The sequence below is a fragment of the Sphingomonas sp. LC-1 genome, assembly GCF_025371035.1.
Classification (GTDB): domain Bacteria; phylum Pseudomonadota; class Alphaproteobacteria; order Sphingomonadales; family Sphingomonadaceae; genus Sphingomonas; species Sphingomonas sanguinis_E.
This window is the reverse complement of the sequence record NZ_JANZXB010000003.1, coordinates 87,304-107,789: the sequence shown is the minus strand read 5'-3', so window position 1 is coordinate 107,789 and position 20,486 is coordinate 87,304. Positions and strand designations below refer to the sequence as shown.

Below are 20,486 nucleotides of genomic sequence, written 5' to 3'. Positions count from 1 at the left end.
CCCCGGCCCAGCCGGATCAGAACGCGATGGCGAGCCCCGCGCGATAGGCCTGGTTGCGGACATCCGAGCGCGCGACCGTGGTGTCGGCCGCGACCGAGACCGTCATCCTGCCCGTGCGATAGGACAGCCCCGCCGACAACTCGCCCCAGTCGCGATCCTGCGTCGCGACGGCGAAGGGAATGCGCAGTGCGGTGCCGTTCGCGAAGCCGACAAAGGCCACGTTCGGGCGATCCTCGAAATCATGGACATAATAGGCGGAGGCGAAGGGGCGCAGGCCCCCGGCATCGCCGTCGAGTTGCAGGCCGGCACGCCCCTGCACGCTCAGGAAACTGTCCCGATCATAGGCCAGGGCCGGGCCGGTGCCGCGCTCGGGGGTCGGGGTGAAGTCGATCCGGTTGGCGCGCATCGACACGCGCGGGCCGAAGCGCAACGCCTCGCTGCCCGCCTGATACGCCGCCCCCAGCTCGGCCGACAGCGCCAGGGCATTGTCGCGAGCGCGCAGGTCATAGGGGGTGCCGAGGAAATCGCCGGTCCGGCGGGTGGTCGACTGATAGACGCCGGCGCTCGTCTGGACGTCGAGTACGGGGCCCAGCGATCCGCCGACACGCCCGTATAGCGTCCCCTGGATCAGCTCGCCGCGCGCCGACTGGCCCAGCCGGATCTTGCCGTCCAATTTGGAATAGGACAGGCCGAAGCCGAGCATCACGGCATCGCTCGCGCGCGCCTCGACACCGGTCGCGACATAGAAGCCGTCGAACCGGTCACGCCCGCCCGGGAGCGTGCCCGGCATCGCCGCGCCCGATCCGTCGATATAGCCGCCCGCCAGATACATGGCCGCATTCTCGGGCAGTACGCCTTCGCGCACGGTCGTGGCCGGCGTGTCGCTGACCATCGCGGCCTGACCGGGCATCGCGATTTCGTTGGCGGCGAACTCCATCGGCTTGCCGATCATCGCGATCGATCCCCCCTGGAAGCGATCGGGGGCCATGGCGGCGATACGGTCGCGGTAGAAGCGGGCCATATTGTCGGTCGCGGTAGTGCCGATCGCACGGCGCATCGTCTCCGAACGCGGGGCCAGCGACTCCAGCGTCCCCTGGATCGTCGCGACCGACTGGAGATCCAGCGGGTCATACACGCCGGACAGTGCCGCATAGGCCGAGCGATTGCCGTCGAGCAGACGGCCATAAGCCGCCTGGACCGGCGTCGCCGCCAGCTTGGCATAGGAAGATGCCGCGACGCTCGCGGTCACCGTGGTCGCGGCATAGGAGAGTTGCGGATAGAGGATGGCGCTGAACGCGGTCGCATCCCCGAACCCGCCAAAGACCCCGCTGCTGGCGGTCAGCACGGTGTAGCGGTCGCCGAAGCGCGGCACATGGCCCAGCGGGCGCAGCGTGATCGTGCCGCCCCCCAATATCGCCTGGTTGGCGATCAGCAGGTCGGAGGTGCCGCTGGCGCCGATGTCGACGACATAGTGGCTGCCCGCCGCCAATATGGCGGTGCCGGCCACGCTCAGCGTGCCGATCGCCCCCGCATTGCCGGGGGACAGGATGCCCCCGCTTTGTACCGACAGCGCGGCCACACGGCCATTGCCGCCGATGGTTCCGCCGGACGCGGCGGTCAGCGCGGAGCGGGTCAGCGCGCCGTTGACGGTCAGCAGCCCCTGTTCGACCCGCGTCGGGCCGGAAAAGCTGTTGCTGCCGGTCAGGATCAATTCGCCACCGCCGCGCTTGGTCAGCCCGCCGATATCGCCCGAAAAGCCCGCCAGCACCGCGGCCGAATAGCGGTCGCGCGCATCCTGGATGTCGTTGCTCCAGACATCCACACCGCCCGTCGCGACATTCACCTCGCGCGTCTGGCGCAGCGCGGTCGGCCCGCGCAGCGCGATCTCCATCTGCGGCATTCCCCAGCCCGAGCGCAGGTCGACCCCCGGCGTATCGAGGTCCTTGGAACTCGACACCAGAATATCGGAAATCAGGCCGGTATTGTAATCGGGAAAGCGGCTCATGAGCACCGCGGCGAAGCCCGAGACGTTCGGGGCGGCCATCGACGTGCCGGTCAGCGCAGCATAGCCGGGGCCGGTCAACGTCAGGAACTGCTTCATATCCGCCTGAAGCTGGGCATTGGCCTTGGTCAGCACTGCCCGGGAGAAATCGACGCCGAGCAGATCGGCATTGCTCGCCACGATCCCGGCAAGGCGGCTGGTATAGCCGTCCGGATCGCCACCGGCGAAGCGGCTGCCATACGCCAACGAGATGCCGACCGCCTGCTGCGCAAGCAGCGTGCTTTCCGCATCCTCGTCGAAGGTGGCACGGGTCCGCTGCGCAGCGGACTTGCGGCTGAGATAGCCGTTGAGCACGCCGATCCAGGCATTGACCGCGGCATTCTGAAGCGTGGCCAGCGTCGTGGCGCTATAGATGGCCGGATAGGCGGCGCGGGTATATTTGGCGCGGATCGCGGCGACGTCGAGCGTATAGGTGGCGACACCCGAGACGATCGCGCTGCCCGGCGCCGCGACGCACCAGGTCGCGGTCTGGCCGCACAGGCTGGAACTGGGCGCGGCGGTCCCGTCGGCCAGATAGTTGGCGACCGACAGCCAGTTGGAGCGCAACCGCATGTCGCTCAGCGGGGTGACGGCATCGATGCTGGCATGGACGCCGCCGCCATTGCCCGCCGAAAAGACGACCAGCACGTCGTTCTTCAGGACCGGATCGTAAAAGCCGTTCAGCGTCTGGGCGAATTGCGCCCGCGCCGTCGCGAGCGCGGCAGTATAGGGCAGCGTGGTGCCCGACCCCCAGCTATTGTTGATGATCCGGACCCGACCGGTGCTGGCGAGGCCGACGATATTCTCCTGCGCATTCGCGACGGGCAAGTCGTTCAGGACGCCGTCGCGCCACCACAGGAAATCGCCCGCCGCGAAATTGGTCGTCGCGGCCAGGATGTTGGCGCCATAGGCGTTGCCGAACATCACGCCGTTCGCCAGCCGGTCGCCCGCCGCGGTCCCGGCGACATGCGTCCCATGGATTTCCCAGGGGCGACGCGGATTGACCCGGCCGTCATTGCCGTAACCGGACGGCACATCGGTGCGATAGCCGGTCAGCTTGCCGGTACCGGCGAACAGCGGATGATCGAAGGCGACACCGGCATCGTTGATCCCGATCGTCTGACCACGCCCCGTCAGGCCCAGCACATAGGCATATTCCATGCCCAGCGCCGCCTTGGAATAATCGACCCTGAACTGCGCATCGTTGCGCCACGATGCGAGTGCGGCGTTATAGTCGGCGGTCTGCTGGCCATTGGCCAGGATGTAACCACCCGGTGGCGGAGGCGGCGGAGTCGCCTGGGTCTGTGCCTCGGCGGGCGACATGGACAAGGCCCCACTCAGGGCAGCGCCAGACAAGGCGATACGCAACAACGTACGATAGGATTTCACGGTCATGCAGAATTTCCCCGGTCGGACGCCTGTCGCGCCGACCCCGATTCCCGCAATCATGACAGTTTTGGTTTAATGACAATGGTTTGTCGGTAGATTTTCTGACTATTATGGTCAGAATGGCAAAATTGTCACAGAAGCCTGATTTCTCTTATGAACATGAGAATCAAGGATAAAATTTTCTCAGCTTGTGATCTAGGGCGACGATCGCCACGAAGGCTGGTCGCCCGGTGAGACAGAACCGGCAGATTGTGAGCAACTTCGGCTTTTTCGCAATGACTTAACAGGATTTCGGCGCGACGCTGGGACGGGGTGTCGGCGCTGCTGCGCCGGGCGATAGTGCCTCCCATTCCTGAACGGCCAGCCCCGCGTGGCGGCCATTCATCCCCGACGCTTCCATTACCGCACGCAGGCAACGGGTCGTAACGGTGGGGAAACGGACCGTCTGGAACCCGTCTATCCCGGTCGGATAGCGGGCCGCGATTCGCCGCCAGCCCTTATCCCAATATTCCAGATGCCAGGCCGCAGGCGGGGCGACGCCTTCGCTCGCCCCGGCGGGATGGTCGGCGAAGAAGCGGATGCGGCTGGCGTTCAGCGTCACCGGCGCGGGCCAGCGATATTCGATCCAGGCGCTCGGCGGGTTCGCCTGCGTCCAGTTGCCCCACATGTCGGGCGGCAGCGGGCTGGTACGCACCACACCATCGTTCAGCGCCGCGATCCAATATTGCACCGGCCCCGGCGCGTTGGAGGCGGTGGCAAAGGCGCCGAGAGCGACATTGCGCGTCGGCCGGGGCGGCGGAGCAGGCGCCTTGGTCGGCGTGACCGGACGGATCGCGGGGGGTGAGACGCTGTCGTCCCAGCGCATCGGATCGATCGCGACCGAGCGGCGGAAATGCCCGCCCCCCGTCGCATCCGCCGTATGATAGGCGAGATACCAGCGCCCCTTGAACTCCACGGCTCCGGCATGGGAGGTGGTCGACGACACCGGTCGCAGCACCACCCCGCGATATGTCCATGGTCCCATCGGCGAGGGCGCGGAGGCATAGGCCTGGCACGCATGGTACAGCGTCGGGGTACAGGGGCTGTCGGGCCCGGCGTTGTTGGCGGCGTAGAGCAGATAATAGGTGCCGCGCCGTTTCATGATCCAAGGTGCCTCGAAGAAGCCGGTCGCCCCGGTGACGACCCGTTCGGGGCCCTTGGGGGTGACCATATCGGCGGCCAGCTCCATCGCCCGCAGCCGCCCGAAGGTGCCCCAATAGATATAGACGCGCCCGTCCCCACCCTTGGCATCGTCGATCAGCACGCTGGGGTCGATATTCTGGATGTCGTTGGCGACGGGCGTCTGCTGCGAGATGATCGGCCCGGACGGATGCGCATCGCGCCATGGCCCGGTCGGGCGATCGGCCACGGCCACGCCGATCGCGAAACGATCCTTCGCTCCGCCGCCTCGCTGGAGCACCGGCGCATAGAGATAGAAGCGCCCATCCCGCCCCTTCACCATCTGTCCGGCATAGGCACGACCCGGCTCGGCCCAGGCGAATACCGCCTCGGGCCGGGCGATGGCGGGGTCATGCCGCCACACGCCGCTGGCGGGGTCTTTCGTCGACAGCAGCTGCCACTCGTTCATGATGAAGTCGTTGACGCCTTCGGGCGCCTCGTCCCGCCCTGCCAGGATCCACAGCGTGTCCCCATCGACCAGCGGCGCGGGATCGGTGGGAAAATAGCGCCCGTCGGACAGGATCGGATTGCCAGCCGCACGGACCGTCTCCGGCGTCGAGGGCGCGAGAAGCGCAGCGAGGAGGATGGGGATCATGGCGCGCATCCTGACCCGCCCCATCGAGTTTGTCGATATAGTATACGGTTATGTCAGGGTGTTGCTAGTATCGCGGTACTGGGGCAATGGTCGGGCACTGCCCCCGGCCCGCGTCGATAAACCAGCCGTACCCGGCTAGGTCCCGTGGGGATACAGGCGGCGAGATGATAGTCCTTGGCCAGCACGTCGCTCAGCACCTTGCGCGTGGCGGGGTTGCCGAAGGTGAAGCGGGGATAGTCGTCAACGATCGCGCCCGGCCGCGCGGCCAGGATGCGGCGGATTTCGAAGACCGGATCGACGCCGAGCGCGGCCGCGCTCGCCTCGTCGCTCGTATTAAGATGGCCGGGAAACACCCATTTCGACGGCAGGCAGCTATGGGTCAGCATGTAGAGCGCCGGATAGCCGTCATAGACATAGAGGCAGCCGCGATCCGGCATGGCCGCACGGGCGATCGCCATCGCCTCCGCCGCGCCGCCCTTGGCGCGTTCGCTCAGGGCCAGCACGATCTGTCCGGCCACCGCGATCACCAGGATCAAACCCAGCAGCCAGCCGCGCCGCCAGCGCCCCAGCGCGGGCGCGGCGGCGAGGGTCGCGGGCAGGACGATGGGCATGGCGTAATGCGGGCTGCCGAACCGGCCATAGAGCAGGACCGCGACCGCCGTCACCGCCAGCCAGACCAGCAGAAAGCCGAACCCGTCCCGCCGTTCGGGCGCGACATGCCGCCATGGACGCCCCAGCGCGATGACCAGGCCGAGCGGTAACAGGATGCCGACACAGGCGGCCAGCCCCTCCAGCTCGGTCGCCAGCGGCCGCGCCGCCTGTCCGCCGAGCGAGACCAAATTGGCGAACAGCCACGCTTCGCCCTGCCCCATCGCCGCATAAGCCCTCCAGGCCGCCAAGGTCGGCAGCAGCGCCAGCGCGACCCAGACCAGCGCCATGACGGCCAGCCGGACCAGCGGCACTTGGCGGCGCCAGCCGAGCCACAACAGGATGCAGCCAAAGGCGAACCCCTCGGGCAGCACCGAATATTTGATCTGGAGCGCCAGCCCGACCGCGCTCATCGCACCCGCGCCACAGGCGAACAGCCGCCCCCGCCGCTCGACAGCGCGCAGCACCAGGCTCGCCGCGACCAGGATCAGCGCATTGTAGAAGACGGGCGACTGCCCCCCTTCCCCCTCCATCAGGTTCAGCCACAGAATATAGAGGATCGCCGCGCCGATCGCGGCGGCTGGCGGGGCGAATGCCCGCGCGATACGCTGCACGCCGTACGCTGTGGCGACGACGAACCCCGTCGCGACCAGCTTATAGGCGAGGAAACCCCCTTCCCCGAATAGCGTCCCCAGCGCCCGCGCGCCGGCATAGATCAGGAACAGCCCGATCGGCTTGCGATCGAAAATATCGACATAGGGTAGTGCGCCGTGCAGCATCCGGTCGCCGACCAGCAGATAGAACTGCTCGTCGAACCCGATCACCGGATTGCCGAAGCCCTGCGCCCGCACGATCACCGCCACCAGCGCCAGCAGCCCCCAGGTGGCGACCGGCCCGATCCCGCGACCCTGTCCGCTCATGTCGTTCATGCCCGGCGGGTGGGTCGCTTTGCGGGCAAAGGCAAGCGGATTTGGCGCAGGCGGGCAGGACAAGGGGTGGGACGCCGCGCGACGGCCGAACATGACAGCGCCGTCACCAGTGTTTATATGCGGGAATATCGACCATTTTCTCTGGCCGATCTATGGATGGGGTGATGGGGCGACTTTCGCGACGATTGGGGCACGGCTTGGGGGGCGCGGCATCTTGCGCGTTCTGACCTTTCTGCACAGTTTCGAGCCTGGTGGAGTGGAGCGGATCGCGCTGCGCCTCGTCCGCCGCTGGCGCGACACGGGAATCGATGCGCCGCTTTTCCTGGGGCGGACCGATGGGGCGATGGCCGAGGATGTCGGCGCGGACCTCGATTATCTGACGCCGCCCCGCCGCTGGCCGGGGATCACGCATTGGGAAACGATCTGGATGGTCCTGACCCTGCCGCGCGTTGTGCGCGCGGTGCGGCCCGACCTGCTGTTCTGCGCGGGCAATACCTATGCCTTTGTCGCAGTCATGCTGAAGCTGGTGCTGGGGCGGAACTGCCCGCCGATCGTCGCCAAGATCAGCAACAATCTGGACCGGGCCGACGCCTCGCCACTCTACCGGCTCTTCTATCGTTTCTGGCTACGTATCCAAGGGCTGGCGATCGACCATTTCGTCGGCATGGAAAAGCCGATGCGTGCCGAGATCATGCAGGGCGTGCGCGTGTCCCCCGCCCGTGTCGCGATCATCCCCGACCCCGCCTTGTCCGAGGCGCAGATCCTGGCGCTGCGCGAGCCGGTCCCGGCGCCGATCCCCGCCCCACCCCCGCCCGGCGCACGCCGTTTCGTCACCATCGCGCGGCTGGCCCCACAAAAGAACCTCGCGCTGATGCTGCGGGGTTTCGCACGGGGGAGCAGCCCCGGAGACACGCTGACCCTGTTCGGCGACGGGCCGGAGCGCCCCGCGCTGGAGGCGCTGGCATCGTCGCTGGGGATTGCCGGACGGGTCGATTTCCGGGGCTATGTCCCCAACCCCGCCGCGCTGCTGAGCCAGTACGACATGCTGCTGCTGTCCTCGCATTATGAAGGCGTGCCCGCGGTGATCCTGGAGGGGCTGGCGGCCAATATCGGCATCATCGCCACCAATTGCAGCCGGTCGATGGCGACCCTGTTGCAGCAGGGCGCGCTGGGGACCTTGGTCCCGGTCGGCGACGAAGCCGCCTTCGCCGCCGCGATCGCCACTGCCCGCCCCCATAGCCAGGATGCCCGGCGCACGCTGCATCAGGCGCGGCGCTTCACCATCGAACATGGCGCGGACCATTATATACGGGTGATGCGCGGCGTCCTGCGCACCCGAAGGGCCCCGGCCCCGATGCTTGCCGAGCCAGTAACCCCGACGCGCTGACCCGGTTCGGGCCGCTCGCGAAGATGTCGCACGAGGAGGATGCGACGAAATGCTTTCGCGTGCCCGACGCTATAAGTCGTTCGGATCGCGCTCATTTTGCCCATGCCGCGATCTCTTCAACATGCACGTCAAGCTCTTCGCGGAAAAATGCCTTAATTGTGACATGGTTGCCACAGTATTTGCGGACTTCACGTCGGCGATGGGAGTGGCTGGACGATGGGATGCAAAGGGAACGCGCCGGCCATGCGCCGCGCGGCATGGTCGATTGTCGCGTTGGGGCTATCAGGGCCGGCCTTCGCGCAAGACGAGGCGAGCCCCGCCCCACAGACGGACGTTCCACCCGCCGAAGTCACCGTCACCGGCAAGCGCATCCCCGGCTCGGTCATCGGCGCGGTCGCGCCGGTGGCAGTGCTCGATGCCCAGGCGATGGAGGCGATGGGCGCAACCAGCCTGAGTGACCTGTTGAAGAAGATGAAGGCGCTGACCAGCTCCGTCAGCGGGGGCGAGCCGGTGATGCTGCTCAACGGACGACGCGTCTCGGGCTTTTCGGAGTTTCAGTCGCTGCCCTATGAAGCGATGGAGCGGGTCGAGGTGTTGCCCGAACAGGAGGCGGCGCGCTTCGGCTATCCGCCGACGGTGCGGGTGATGAACTTCATCACCAAGAAGAAATTCCGGGCGGTGACGGTGCAGCAGCTCCCCAGCCTGATGACGGACGGTGGCGGCGCGACCAACTATGCCGAGATCACCTCGGCCCGGATCGACGGACCGCGCCGCCTGACCTTCAGCGCGACGCACCTGCATGTCGATCCCGTCTTTCAAAGTCAGCGCGACATCGTTCCCGACCCCGATATGATGTTCGCGACGACAGGCAATGTGACGGGTGTTGGCGGGGCCAGCCTGGACCCTCGGCTCGACCGTCTGGCCGGACGCGCGGTGACGGTGGCTGGGGTACCGACCGATCCGGCCGCGCGTCGTTCGCTTGACGCCTATGCCGATAGTCCGGTCGCGGTCACCGATCCAGGCCGCTATCGCACGCTACAGCCACTGACCGACACGATCGAGGCTTAGGGCGGGCTGGCTTCGCCCATCGGCAAGACCATGTCGGGATCGCTGACGCTGTCGATGAAAGCCGATCGGAACAAGGGGCTGAATGGCCTTGCCCCCGCGACGCTGCGCGTGCCGGGCGGATTGGGGGCGTTTCCCTTTGCCGATGATACGCTCCTCTATCGCTATCTGCCCGACAGCGTACTGCACCAGCGGACGACCAGCATGGCGCTGCATGCAGGTGGCACCCTGTCCGGCGATGTACGCCGCTGGACCTGGACTGTGACGGGCAATTACGATCGGCTGGTGTCGCGCAGCATGTCGGAAACCGGCGTGCCGTTGGGCGCGTTGCAGGCCGTGATCAATGCGGGCGGCGATCCGATGGCGACGGTCGATCCGGCGATCGCGACCGCCCGTACCGTCAATCGCAGCCGGGCGGCATCCGACACGCTGGGGATCAAGGCGACCGCTAATGGCCCGGTCGTCCGCCTGCCCGCGGGCGAAGCTCAGCTGACCGTCACCACCGATTACAGCCGGATCGACAGCGATGCGACGACCAACTTGGCCCTGATCTCACCGAGGCCGGTAGAGGGTGTCGAGCGCACTATGCGCGGGGCTAGCGTCAATGCCAGCGTTCCCCTCGCATCGGCGCGGGAAGGCGCGCTGTCGCTGCTCGGCGAGTTGCAGTTGAGCGCCATGGCGGGCGTATCACAGGTGTCGAATTTCGGACGGCTCAACACGTCCAATTGGGGTTTGAACTGGACGCCGTTCGGCCCGGTTCAGCTCAACGCCTCGGTCAATGTCGCGCAGACCGCACCCGCCGTCACGCAACTCGTCGCGCCGGTGCAGGCCACGCCCAATACGCCCTTTTTCGACTATGTGACCGGGCGCAGCACGCTCGTCACCACCCTGCTCGGAGGCAATCCCGATCTGGCGCCCGAACGGCGGCGGATCACGACGCTGGGCATCGCGGTACAGCCGATCAAGGACAAGGACATCCGCTTCGGCCTGGATTATCTCGATACGCGGATCGACAACCAGGCCGCCTCGCTGGGCGGGGCGACCCCGGCGTTCCAGCGGATCTTTCCCGACCTGTTCGTCCGCAATGCGCAGGGCCAGCTAATCAGCGTCGATCTGCGCCCGGTCAACCTGGCGTTCGAACGCGAGCGCAAGCTGCGCCTGACCCTGACGTTCAGCGGTCCGCTGGGCAAGAGCCCGACGCCTCCGGCCGCGCCGCCCGCCCCCGACTCCGCCAAGGCCAGCCCGCCGCCTCGCCCGTCCAAGCGCCCCCCCTATCTGTCGGTCACCGCGACGACCAATTACCGACTGGAGGACCGGTTGACGCTTAGGACCGGGGGGCCGGCGCTCGATCTGCTCGACGGTGCGACGCTGAACGGCACGGGCGGGCGTCCGCGCTGGGACGTCGATCTGAACGGCTTCTTTTCCTATGGGCCGTTCAATGCCGGTATCTTCGGTCGCATCCAGGGGCCGAGCCGTATCCGCAGCGACATCGCTGCCTCCGACCTGCGCTTTTCGGGGCTGACATCTCTGGGGTTCTTCAGCTCGATCGACGCACACAAGCTGATCGACAAGCCGTGGACGGACAAGATGCGCATCCACTTCATCGTGGACAATCTGCTGAACGATCGGATCAACGTCACCGACCGCAACGGCGATACGCCCAACCGCTTCCAGCCCGCCTATATTGATCCCGTCGGGCGGTCGATCCGGATCGGGGTGCGCAAGCTGTTCTGATCCCGCCCTTCCCCGTCAGGGGAGGGGCGGGCCAAGTCCTACAGGCCGAGCGCCTTCGTCACCTCCGCCCAGCTGACATATTTGAAATTCTGCGTATCTGGCGCATTGTCGCCGTCCTGCGCCACGAACAGCCCCTTGGGATAATCGGGGCCGAAATCGCCCAGCGCCAGCTCGATCCCGTCAGTGTCGCTGGTCCCGTCGATCGCACCCCCGCCGATACGGAAGCGTCCGGCATAGATCACGCCCGGCAGGCGATAGAGCGTATAGGCGTTGTCGCCCTGGCTGGAGACGACCAGATAGCCGCCCTTCGCGCCCCGGGGCGCCAGCGCCAGCCCCTCGGCATCGGCGACGAGGGTGCGGCCGTCGACCCGTGCGATCGGGGTGGCGGTGCCGGGCGCGGCGGGGTCGGCCGCGAAACGCCACAGGCCGACATCCTCCTCCGCCACGTAAAGCAGGCCCGTGCGATCATCGACGACGCAGCCCTCGGCCTGGGTGCCCAGCTTCATGCTACGCACCGTCTCTACGCGCGGGGTGGCCCCGGACAGGTCGATGCGGACCTGGTCGATCCGCCCGTCCTTCAGCACGATAAAGCCGAACAGCACCTTGTCTCTGGCGCGGGTCCACAGGCACATGCCATAGGCCTCCCCCGCCCCCACCGGATAGCGACCCATCGGCACCAGTCGGCGGGCGACGGTGTCGAGGGTGAACAGCGCGACATGCGCCTGTGCAGTGTCCGCCCGGTCGCTGGCGGCGACGATCACCCGTCCAGGCCCCATGTCGCGCAGGTCGACATTGTTGAGCCGCGCGGCGGGGGTGAAGGACAGGCGCTTGCCCTTCAGGTCATAGACATGGATGCCCGCCTGCTTGTCGGTGCCGATCACCAGGCTGGCAGCGGGATTGGCCGCGTTGCGCCAGATGGCGGGATCGTCCGCCGCATCGGAGCTGCTGTCGACAGGATCGGTCTCGGCGCTTGCGGCGATCACCGGCGCCTCGGCGGTCGGCGTGGCCGCGGGCACGCTGGCGCATCCCGCGAGCAGCAGCGCGAGGAACGCGGCCCTCACAGCTTCACCCGCACGCCACCGAACACGGTGTAGCCGAACTTCTCATACTCATAGGTGCGGAACCGCTCGCCAAAATAGCGCACGCCCGGCGTGTTGGTCAGGTTCTTGCCCTCGGCGAACAGGTTGATGCCACGGGCGAGCTGCACGCTGCCCGTCACGTCGAGCTGGCCGCGCCCCTCCCAATACAGGTCGAGCGCGGGGTTGTCGGCGTTGATCTCGTCCAGATAGTCGCTGCGCTTGGTATAGGCGACGCGAACATTGACCGGCCCTCGCTCGTAGAAGACGCTCGCGTTCCACATATGGGTCGACTGGCCCGGCAGCGCGAAGCGGCTGCGCCCGCCATAGACGGCGTCGAAAGTCGCATGCCCCTTGGTATAGGTGTAGTTAGCGAACACGCCGAGCCCGCCCAGCACGCCCGGCAGGAAGCTGAAATGCTGCTGCCAGTTGAGCTCGACGCCGTAGAGCTCGCCGTGCTGCGCATTGATCGGGCGGCTGAGGATCGCACCGCCCACGCCGTTGTAAACGCCGGTGTTGTTCAGCGTGTAGCGATAGTCGGACAGATCCTTGTAGAAGCCGTTGACCGAGATCACGCCCAGCGGCCGGATGTAATATTCCAGCCCCGCATCGGCATTGTTCGACAGGGTCGGCTTCAGGTCCGGATTGCCGAACTCGACCCGCACCGTGTTGCCCTCGGTAGTTTCCAGCACACGCGGCGCGATTTGCGGGAAATTGGGGCGGTTGATCGCACGGCTGAGCGCGGCGCGCAGGATCAGGTTGGGCGTGAAGGCCTGGCGCAGCGTCAGGTTCGGGAAAAAGTCGGTATAGCCATTATGCCCGCGCGCGGTCACGACCGCGCCGGTGCGCGAGACGCTGGGCGCTTGGGCGTCGAAATCGGTGGTCTCGACGCGCAGACCCGCGATCAGGGTCGTGCCGTCCTTGACGTACTTCGCCATGCCGAACAGGCCGAGGATCTTTTCCTCCGCCGTATAATCGGCGGTCAGCGACTGGGGCAGACGACGCTCGGACGCGGCCTTGGTCGCGTCGAAATAGGCGTCGGCCAGCCCGGTATCGAACCGCTTGCCGACATCATAGTCGAAATTGCGCGAATCCTCGTCGGACAGCAGCCCGGCCAGGCTCTGGCTCGGCGCGGCGGACGAACGGCGATCGCGGAACCGCTCCTCATCGGCATTGATATGCCGTTCGCGATATTTGCCCCCGGACGAGAAAGTGACGGTGTCCCCCACCGGCAGGTCGGAGCGGATGGCGACGGTCAGTTCGTCATTCTTGGTCGTGTTCGAGCGATAGGCGTTTTCGCGGAAGGCGAAGGTGCCGGTCTGAAGATGCTCCTTCGTCGTGAACAGCGAATAGTTGGGCAGGTCGGCATTGCTGAAATCATAGGACAAGGTCGGCCGCAGCGAGGAACGGAACAGCAGCTCGTCCCGGCGCGGATAGGTTTGCGAGCTTTCGCTATAGGCGACATCGGCGCGGATCGTGCCCTCGCCCAGCCGCTGTTCGATGCCTGCGGTCGCCGACCAGATCTCGTTGACCTGCTTGCGGTGGCGCACCTGCTTTTCGATGCGGGTGTTGCGATAGGTGGCGGCACGGTCGGTCGATCCGGCCTGCAGCGTGCCCTCGCTCCACAGGATACCGATGCGGTCGCGGAACTCGTCATCCTCGAACCGGGCATAGGTGCCGCGCACCCAGGCGTGCGTCGCGTCGGTCGGGCGCCATTCGAACGCGCCCGTCCCTGCGATCCGCTGGCGCTTGGTGTCGTAATCCTTGAACAGCGTCTCGGTGACGCGAAGGCCGGCGGGCGTCTGGCTCCAGGTGTTCTCGACATTGTCGGGGCGGCGATGGGTGCGCGAATAGCTGCCCGAGAAGAGCAAGCCGAACTGGCGATCGGGGCCGAACGTGTCGCTGACCGCAGCCGATCCGCGATAGTCGCTGCCCTTGCCATATTGGTTGTAGCTCGCCCCCGCCATGCCGGTCAGCGCAAAGCCCTTGCGGTCGAAGGGCGAGCGGGTGGTGATGTTGACCGCGCCCGCGATCGAATCCGCATCCTGATAGGGGAGCAGCGACTTGGTGACTTCCAGATTGGCGACGATGTCGGACGGCAGTGTGTCGAGGTCGACGGCGCGGGTCGTCGGATCGACCGCAGGAATCTGGATGCCGTCGACCGAGATGGCCGACCATTCGCTCGGCGCGCCGCGCACGTTGATATAGCGGCCCTCGCCCTGGTCGCGCTCGATGCCGACGCCGGGCGCGCGCTGCAGCGCTTCGGCGATGTTGGGATCGGGGAAGCGGCCGATCGCGTCCGACGAGATGATGGTGACGGTGTTGTCGGCGGTCCGCTGCTGATTCAGCGCGCGCGCGGTATTGTCGAGCAGCGAGGCGCCGATGACGACGATGTCGCCAGGCTCACCGCTGGCCGCGGGCAGGGTCAGCGAGACGTCGCGACCGCGATCCGCCGCGGCCACGACGCGGGTGACGGGCGGACGGCCGAGATAGTCGATCAGCAGCGTGACGTCGCCCGGCGCCTCGGGGGTGACGATGCTGAATTCACCCTGGAGATTGGTGGTCGCCTGCGCGCCCGTTCCCTCAACCACGACCCGCGCACCCGGCAGCGCGACACCGGTCGCGTCATAGATACGCCCCGACAGGATCGGCCCCGAAACGGGCACGCCCGCCGATGCCGCGTCCGCATCGGGGCTCATGGCGAGCGCCGGCATGGCGGCAAAGCCCAATGCGATGAGAGAGGCCCCCGCGAGACCGCGGATTCCGCAACGGACGACGTGCATGATGTTCCCCTTGGGCGCTTGGTCGTGCCGACACCCCCCGGCGCCGGTCGTTCCGCCCCCGTGGCCGGGGTTTGTTACGCTACGATGTGATTGTGATGACGGGTCGATGACGCGGACGTCACAATCGATTTATGTAGAGGCTCTGGTTTTGGAGGATCGTCGTTTAGGCAAGAACGCTAATTCCTCCCCTGTGAGGGGAGGAATGACGGTCACCCCTTGGTCAGGTATAGCGCACGCAGCTTGGCGATCTGGCTTGGCCCCAGGCCCATTTCGTCCTTGAGAAACCCCATCGTCCCGCCCGGATGGCGGTCGGTCACCGCGAACACCGCGTCGATATAGCGGCGGTCGACCCCGGCGAAGGTGCGTGCGGCTTCGGGCGAGAGCCGGGCCCAGAAGCCGGTCGGGTGCGCAGGGCTAGGCGCCATATGCTGGTTGGACAGCAGATAGTCGTCTATGATCGTCGCCCTCGGCACGCCCAGCGCGGTCAGCAACAGCGCGGCCGCGACGCCGGTGCGGTCCTTGCCCGCCGTACAGTGAAAGGCCAGCGGCACGTCGCCCGCCAGCAGTTCGGCGAACATACGGCGGTACTGGCCGTTGAACTGGTCGAGCAGCTGCGGATAGGTCGCGGTCATTGCCGTCACGACCTGCTCATGCGTCCAGGTGGCAGGATCGCCGGGCAGCTTCATGGCGCTGACGTCGAGCGTGTAATCGTCGCTCAGCACCTTCGGCTTCCGACCGGCGGGCCAGAGCGTCGGCTCGCCCGCCCGCTCGCGCGTGTCGCGAAAGTCGCAGACGGTGCGGATGCCCAGCTTTTGCAGATAGGCGTAATCCGCTCGCGTCAGATCATGCATCTCGCCCGAGCGATAGAGCAGCCCCCATTTCACCGTCCGGCCATCGGCGGTGCGATAGCCGCCCAGATCGCGGAAGTTGCGCCCGCCCTGTAGCGGCAGGACGCGGCTGTGCGCGGGGGCCGCCACGGGGGTGGAGGCCAAAGCCCCCACCCCTGCCGGTACTGCCAACAGCACCGCGATCGCGATGGCTGCACGCATCAGAACTTCACCGTGGCTTCGAGGCCATAGGTGCGCGGTTCGTTGAAGAAGCCCGACACGCCGGTCAGGGTGCTCAGCCCCTTGTAGAACATATGCTGCTCGTTCAGCAGGTTGCGCGCCCAGGCCGAGACGCTGAGCCGTGCGCCCGTATCGTTCAGCGCGATGTCGGTCACGCCGACCCGGCCGTTGACGACAAAGCCCGGGTCGCCCTTGGGCTGGCTCACCCCCGGCGCGGGGTCGTTGTAGCTGGCATAGAAGCCGCTGTCGTAATTGCCATCGAGATGCGCGACCAGGCTATAGTCGCCCATCGGCCGATCGTAATCGATCGACCCGCTCGCGGCGTGCGCGGGCGTGTAGACCGGATAGATTTTGATCGGCGTGGTCACGATCACGCCGCTCGCCCCTTGCGGAAACGGATTCACCGTCGCCGGGATCGTCACGTCGTTATAGGAATAGCTGGCGCTGAGCGTCAGGCCTGCCATCGGCGCGACGGTCAGCTCCGCCTCGACACCCTTGGCGCGGCCGGTGCCGGGTGCATTGGTCGTCTCGATGGTGGTGCGGTTGGTCTGGAGCAGATTGCCCTGCGCATCGACCTGGAGATAGTTCGCCTGGAAGTCGATCTGAATCGCCTTGTACGCGCCGGTATAGGCGGCCAGGTTCAGGCGGACGCGGCGGTCGAGAAACTCGCTCTTGGCGCCCACTTCGAACATCGACAGCGTTTCCGGATTGAACGGGGCGTAACGCAGCGAGCGCGAATTGGCGCCGCCCGACTTATACCCCTCCGACCATTTGCCATAGACGTGCACGGCGTCGGTCACGTCATAGGCGAGCGTCACCAGCGGATCGACGCGCGACCACGCCGCATCCAGCTTGCGCGGGGCCACCACGCCGTCGACATTGGGCGTCTTGCCGTTCACGATGAACAGCGCGCCATGCTTCATGTCGCGGGTGTAGCGCGCGCCGCCCGTGACGTGCAGCCGGTCTGACAGGATCGCCGGGGTCCAGGTCGCCTGGCCGAAGGCGCCGATGCTGCGCGTCGTGATCCGGCTGGCGCGGTCGAAGGGGACGGTGGCGATGTTGTAGGTGGCGACAGTCGCGGCGGTGCCGTCGGCGTTCCACGTCATCGTGTTGAACGCCTGGGCATTGTCGGTGGTATGCTCGCGATAGGCCATCGCACCCGCGACATATTTCAGGCGAGGGCTGTCGCCGATCAGCTGGATTTCCTGGCTGAACTGGTCCTGCGCGAAGCCCGCCAGGCTGTAGCGGCTGAAGCTGCCGTTCGGCTTATAGGTGGTGCTGTTCTGGCCGCCATTGTCATACTGGCTCTGGTCGAGTTCGCGATAGGCGGTGATCGACTTGAGCTGGAGGCCCGGCGCCAGGTCGAGGCCGAGCGTCAGGCGATGGCCATGCGTCTTGCCGATGCTTTCCTGCTGCGGCACGCCGATGCTGGCGGTGCGCACCCGGTCGGGCTGGAGCGGCAGAGCGGGCGCGCGGGTCAGCGTGCCGGCCGTGATCGTCTGGAGATAAAGCGGGGTCGAAGCGTCATAGGAGGTGTCGAAGGCATAGTTGGCGCTGACGCCACCTTCCGGCTTCCACAAAACCTCGACATGCGCACCGTGCCGGTCGAAACCGTTGAAGTCCGCCTGGCCGGGCAGCGGATTGTCGACCAACCCGTTGCGCTTGGTGACGATGCCGTCCAGCTTCACACTGAAATTATGCCATTCGGGCAGGTTAAGATGCGCCTCGGCCTTGCGGTTGCCGAAATTGCCGATGCCCGCAGTCGCGGTCAGGCCAGATTCGCCGGTGGGCTTCTTGGTCACGATGCTGACCGCGCCGCCCTCGGTATTGCGGCCGAACAAAGTGCCCTGCGGACCTTTGAGCACTTCGATGCTCTCGATATCGTAGAGCGCGGTGCCCAGGCCCTGGGCGCGGCCCAGATACACGCCATCGATATAGACGCCGACGCCCTGGTCGCGCGCGGGCTGGTTGCTGTCGGCCAGCACGCCGATACCGCGGATGTTCATGATCAGCGCGGAGTTGCGCGAATAGAAGGGCGCGACACGGAGCGACGGGATCGCGCCGTCCTGCAGGTCGACCAGCGACTGGACATGGCGGTTCTGGAGATCCTCCGCCGACAGGACCGAGATGGCGATCGGTGTCTTCTGCAGGCTCTGCGGGCGCTTCTCGGCGGTAACGATGACCTCGTTCAACGCGCCATCGGCGGTGGTCTTCTGGTCGTCGGGCGCGGTCGTCTTGGCCGGTTCGGGCTCGGCTGCAAGAGCAGGCGTGGCGATCAGAAGAGCAAGCGCACTGGACGCAAAGAACCGCCCCGCAAAACGCGGGTTGAACGAAGTCATGATCTGGATTCCCCCCAAAGGATTATGCGGCGAGCCCTTGGGGCCGGTTCATTGCGCTTTGATGACGTTTGGGCGGGATCGGGAATATAGGATGATGAATTCTTGTTCATCATAGGGCCGAGGCGGATCACCGTCCCGGCCCTCTGATCCTCAGAAACTGAGGCGCAGGCCCGCCATGGCCGTGCCCTGTCGATCCCCGCTGCCGATCAGCGCGCTGCCCGAGGCATAGAGGTCCAGCCCGTTGGCGAAGCGATAGGAGACGCCCGCCGTCGCGGTCCCGACCAGCGGGGCGCGCGCGACACCCAGGGCGAGCAGGTCGGGCGCGACGCCGCCATAGCCGCCCGTCGCGCGCGTCCCCGTGCCCTGAAGCTGATAGCGAAGCCCCAGCGTGCCGAAGGGGCACAGCGGCGCGTTCGACCGGCCGCTTCGCTCCAGCGATACGCCCGCATCGACGAAGCTGGCGGTCAGCGACTGGCGCGTCAGGGTCAGGGTCAGGGGCAAGGCAAAGGGGCTGCCCGTTTCGCTGGAGTCCATACGATCGCCGCCGCCGCCAATCCGCGCACATCGACCCGCGCCTTCAATCGCGCGCAGAGCAAAGCGGTGCCGCTGATCTTGCGCTGGACGAACAGCGTCTCGACATGCGGCACGTGCCACGTATCGCGGTCGGCAATCATCGCGCGGGTTTCCTCACGCACCACGGGCACGAAGGCGCGGTCGCCGAAGTCGAACGGGCCAGGCCTTGCCATCGTATCGTCGATCGCCGCAATGATCCGGTCGACCGCCGGGCGATGTGCCGCGACCGCCGCCTCGCCCAGAAAGCCCGTCTCCACCGCAATCTCGCGAATCTGGTCGCGGTCATGCGCGAGGCCTGCCTCGATCAACCGGCGATAGGAGGCGACGGTTTCAGGCGGCACGTCACGCGCCGCGCCGAAGTCGAGCAGCACGAGGCAGCCGGTTTCCGCCTGCCAACGATAATTGGCGAAGTTCGGATCGGTCTGCATCATGCCGAAGTCGAACAGTTCGCGCAGGACCAATTGGATCAGCGCGGTCATCGCGGTGTCGCGGGTTTCCTGGGGGACCTCGACCAGCGTATCGATCGACTGGCCGGGGATATAATCCATCGCCAGTACCAGCGGCGTGGTCAGCGACGGCTCCGGCTTTGGCACGACATAGCGCGGATCGCCCGCCAGTTGCTCGCCATAGGCACGCATCCGCTCGGCCTCGCGCAGATAATCGGCCTCCTCGGCCAATTGCCGCTTGGCCTCTTCGAGCAGCGGCTTGAGGTCGATCGAGGGCGGAATCAGGTTCGACACGCGCAGCAGTGTCGCGACATTGTCGACATCCGACCCGATGCTGTCGCGCACCCCCGGATACTGGACCTTGATCGCCAGCACCCGGCCATCGGGCAGGGTCGCGCGGTGGACCTGCCCGATCGAGGCGGCGGCCATGGGGGCAGCCTCGAAATGGCGGAAGCGGCGTCGCCAGTCGGCACCCCACTGCGCCTTCAGCACCTTGTCGAGCTGTGCGGGCGGCATCCGATAGGCCTGGTCGCGAAGCCGCGCGAGGATGGTCTGAAGTTCGGGCGGCAACAGGTCGCCCGCGTCCATCGAGATCATCTGCCCCAGCTTCATCGCCGCGCCGCGCAGGTGCGAGAGCCGGTCGGCGACCCGCGCGGCATTGCCGGGGGTGAGGATCAGGTCGCCCAACTTCGGCCGCTCGCCGCTCGCCAGCCTGCGCGCGCCCTCGGCCAGCATCCCGCCCGCCACCCCGCTTGCCAGGCGGCCAAAGGCCCCTGCCCGCGCGATGCGTCCGCTGGGGACGGCGCGATGGGTGGCTTTGGTGCGATTGCTGTCGTCATCGGTCATGCGCGGGATAGCGGCGGGCGCACGTCTTGGTTCCGTTGGTCCGACGCCGACCGTCGGACATGTCGTCACGTCGTCGGGATCGCATATCCATATTGTCGGCCACCATGGAAACCGACATCCTGCTCCTCTGCGATCGTTCGGGGATCTCATGCGCGTCATGCTGCCGATCGCCGCCACGGTGCCCCAGGGGGCGTTCCAGAGCTTGCTGTTTTTTGCAAGGCCCCGATCGACTTCGTCTCGGACGGCGTGGCGGTCCATGTCGAGGCCCGGTCATGCGCTGCTCCGCTTACTCAGGGGTTAGATATCCGAGGATCGAGTGCATCCGAACAGCGCCTGTCGCGCTTCCGGCC

At 66.7% G+C, this 20,486-nt stretch carries 12 protein-coding genes; 3 read left to right on the top strand and 9 right to left on the bottom strand.

What is annotated here, in order from left to right; genetic code table 11:
• Positions 1-16: 16 nt before the first annotated feature.
• The 3 genes from NZL82_RS05405 to NZL82_RS05395 all read right to left on the bottom strand — a co-directional run bounded on the left by NZL82_RS05405 (position 17) and on the right by NZL82_RS05395 (position 6,820).
• Positions 17-3,436, bottom strand: coding sequence for a S8 family serine peptidase (locus NZL82_RS05405; protein ID WP_261268755.1), 3,420 nt, complete (start codon positions 3,434-3,436; stop codon positions 17-19).
• Between the two features lie 274 nt (positions 3,437-3,710).
• Entirely contained in the window at positions 3,711-5,243 is a 1,533-nt protein-coding gene (locus NZL82_RS05400) for a family 43 glycosylhydrolase (RefSeq protein ID WP_261268754.1), read from the bottom strand.
• Between the two features lie 53 nt (positions 5,244-5,296).
• Positions 5,297-6,820, bottom strand: a complete 1,524-nt coding sequence (locus NZL82_RS05395; RefSeq protein WP_261268753.1) for a hypothetical protein — start codon at positions 6,818-6,820, stop codon at positions 5,297-5,299.
• Positions 6,821-7,034: 214 nt separating this feature from the next.
• Between NZL82_RS05395 and NZL82_RS05390 the strand changes: the two genes are divergently transcribed.
• The 3 genes from NZL82_RS05390 (at position 7,035) to NZL82_RS05380 (ending at position 11,006) form a co-directional block, all read left to right on the top strand.
• Positions 7,035-8,207: a glycosyltransferase gene (locus NZL82_RS05390; protein WP_261268752.1), complete on the top strand. Its 1,173-nt coding sequence runs from the start codon at positions 7,035-7,037 to the stop codon at positions 8,205-8,207.
• A 243-nt stretch (positions 8,208-8,450) separates the two neighbouring features.
• On the top strand, positions 8,451-9,275 hold the full coding sequence (locus NZL82_RS05385) for a TonB-dependent receptor plug domain-containing protein (RefSeq protein WP_261268751.1): 825 nt from the start codon (positions 8,451-8,453) through the stop codon (positions 9,273-9,275).
• A gap of 30 nt (positions 9,276-9,305) precedes the next feature.
• Positions 9,306-11,006 (top strand): TonB-dependent receptor domain-containing protein, encoded by a 1,701-nt coding sequence (locus NZL82_RS05380; RefSeq protein ID WP_261268750.1) that lies wholly within the window; start codon positions 9,306-9,308, stop codon positions 11,004-11,006.
• A 38-nt stretch (positions 11,007-11,044) separates the two neighbouring features.
• Here the strand turns inward: NZL82_RS05380 and NZL82_RS05375 are convergent, their stop codons facing one another.
• From NZL82_RS05375 to NZL82_RS05350, 6 genes are all read right to left on the bottom strand, one after another.
• A complete protein-coding gene (locus NZL82_RS05375; protein WP_261268749.1) occupies positions 11,045-12,067 on the bottom strand; it encodes a phytase in 1,023 nt (340 codons plus the stop codon).
• Entirely contained in the window at positions 12,064-14,865 is a 2,802-nt protein-coding gene (locus NZL82_RS05370; protein ID WP_261268748.1) for a TonB-dependent receptor, read from the bottom strand. Before NZL82_RS05370 ends, NZL82_RS05375 begins: the two co-directional genes overlap by 4 nt.
• A gap of 209 nt (positions 14,866-15,074) precedes the next feature.
• Positions 15,075-15,914 carry a tyrosine-protein phosphatase gene (locus tag NZL82_RS05365; protein WP_261268747.1) on the bottom strand — a complete coding sequence of 280 codons (840 nt, stop codon included), beginning with the start codon at positions 15,912-15,914 and terminating at the stop codon, positions 15,075-15,077.
• A complete protein-coding gene (locus NZL82_RS05360; RefSeq protein WP_261268746.1) occupies positions 15,914-18,271 on the bottom strand; it encodes a TonB-dependent receptor in 2,358 nt (785 codons plus the stop codon). The genes NZL82_RS05365 and NZL82_RS05360 overlap by 1 nt, the downstream gene beginning before the upstream one ends.
• A gap of 150 nt (positions 18,272-18,421) precedes the next feature.
• Positions 18,422-18,805, bottom strand: coding sequence for a hypothetical protein (locus NZL82_RS05355; protein ID WP_261268745.1), 384 nt, complete (start codon positions 18,803-18,805; stop codon positions 18,422-18,424).
• Positions 18,763-20,136 carry an AarF/ABC1/UbiB kinase family protein gene (locus NZL82_RS05350; RefSeq protein ID WP_261268744.1) on the bottom strand — a complete coding sequence of 458 codons (1,374 nt, stop codon included), beginning with the start codon at positions 20,134-20,136 and terminating at the stop codon, positions 18,763-18,765. Before NZL82_RS05350 ends, NZL82_RS05355 begins: the two co-directional genes overlap by 43 nt.
• Positions 20,137-20,486: the final 350 nt, after the last annotated feature.

Excerpts from the sequence above, each read along its gene's own strand:
- NZL82_RS05405 (WP_261268755.1), bottom strand. The coding sequence starts at position 3,436 with ATGACCGTGAAATCCTATCGTACGTTGTTGCGTATCGCCTTGTCTGGC.
- NZL82_RS05400 (WP_261268754.1), bottom strand. The coding sequence starts at position 5,243 with ATGATCCCCATCCTCCTCGCTGCGCTTCTCGCGCCCTCGACGCCGGAG.
- NZL82_RS05395 (WP_261268753.1), bottom strand. The coding sequence starts at position 6,820 with ATGAACGACATGAGCGGACAGGGTCGCGGGATCGGGCCGGTCGCCACC.
- NZL82_RS05385 (WP_261268751.1), top strand. The coding sequence starts at position 8,451 with ATGCGCCGCGCGGCATGGTCGATTGTCGCGTTGGGGCTATCAGGGCCG.
- NZL82_RS05380 (WP_261268750.1), top strand. The coding sequence starts at position 9,306 with ATGTCGGGATCGCTGACGCTGTCGATGAAAGCCGATCGGAACAAGGGG.
- NZL82_RS05370 (WP_261268748.1), bottom strand. The coding sequence starts at position 14,865 with ATGCACGTCGTCCGTTGCGGAATCCGCGGTCTCGCGGGGGCCTCTCTC.
- NZL82_RS05365 (WP_261268747.1), bottom strand. The coding sequence starts at position 15,914 with ATGCGTGCAGCCATCGCGATCGCGGTGCTGTTGGCAGTACCGGCAGGG.
- NZL82_RS05360 (WP_261268746.1), bottom strand. The coding sequence starts at position 18,271 with ATGACTTCGTTCAACCCGCGTTTTGCGGGGCGGTTCTTTGCGTCCAGT.
- NZL82_RS05355 (WP_261268745.1), bottom strand. The coding sequence starts at position 18,805 with ATGGACTCCAGCGAAACGGGCAGCCCCTTTGCCTTGCCCCTGACCCTG.
- NZL82_RS05350 (WP_261268744.1), bottom strand. The coding sequence starts at position 20,136 with ATGACCGATGACGACAGCAATCGCACCAAAGCCACCCATCGCGCCGTC.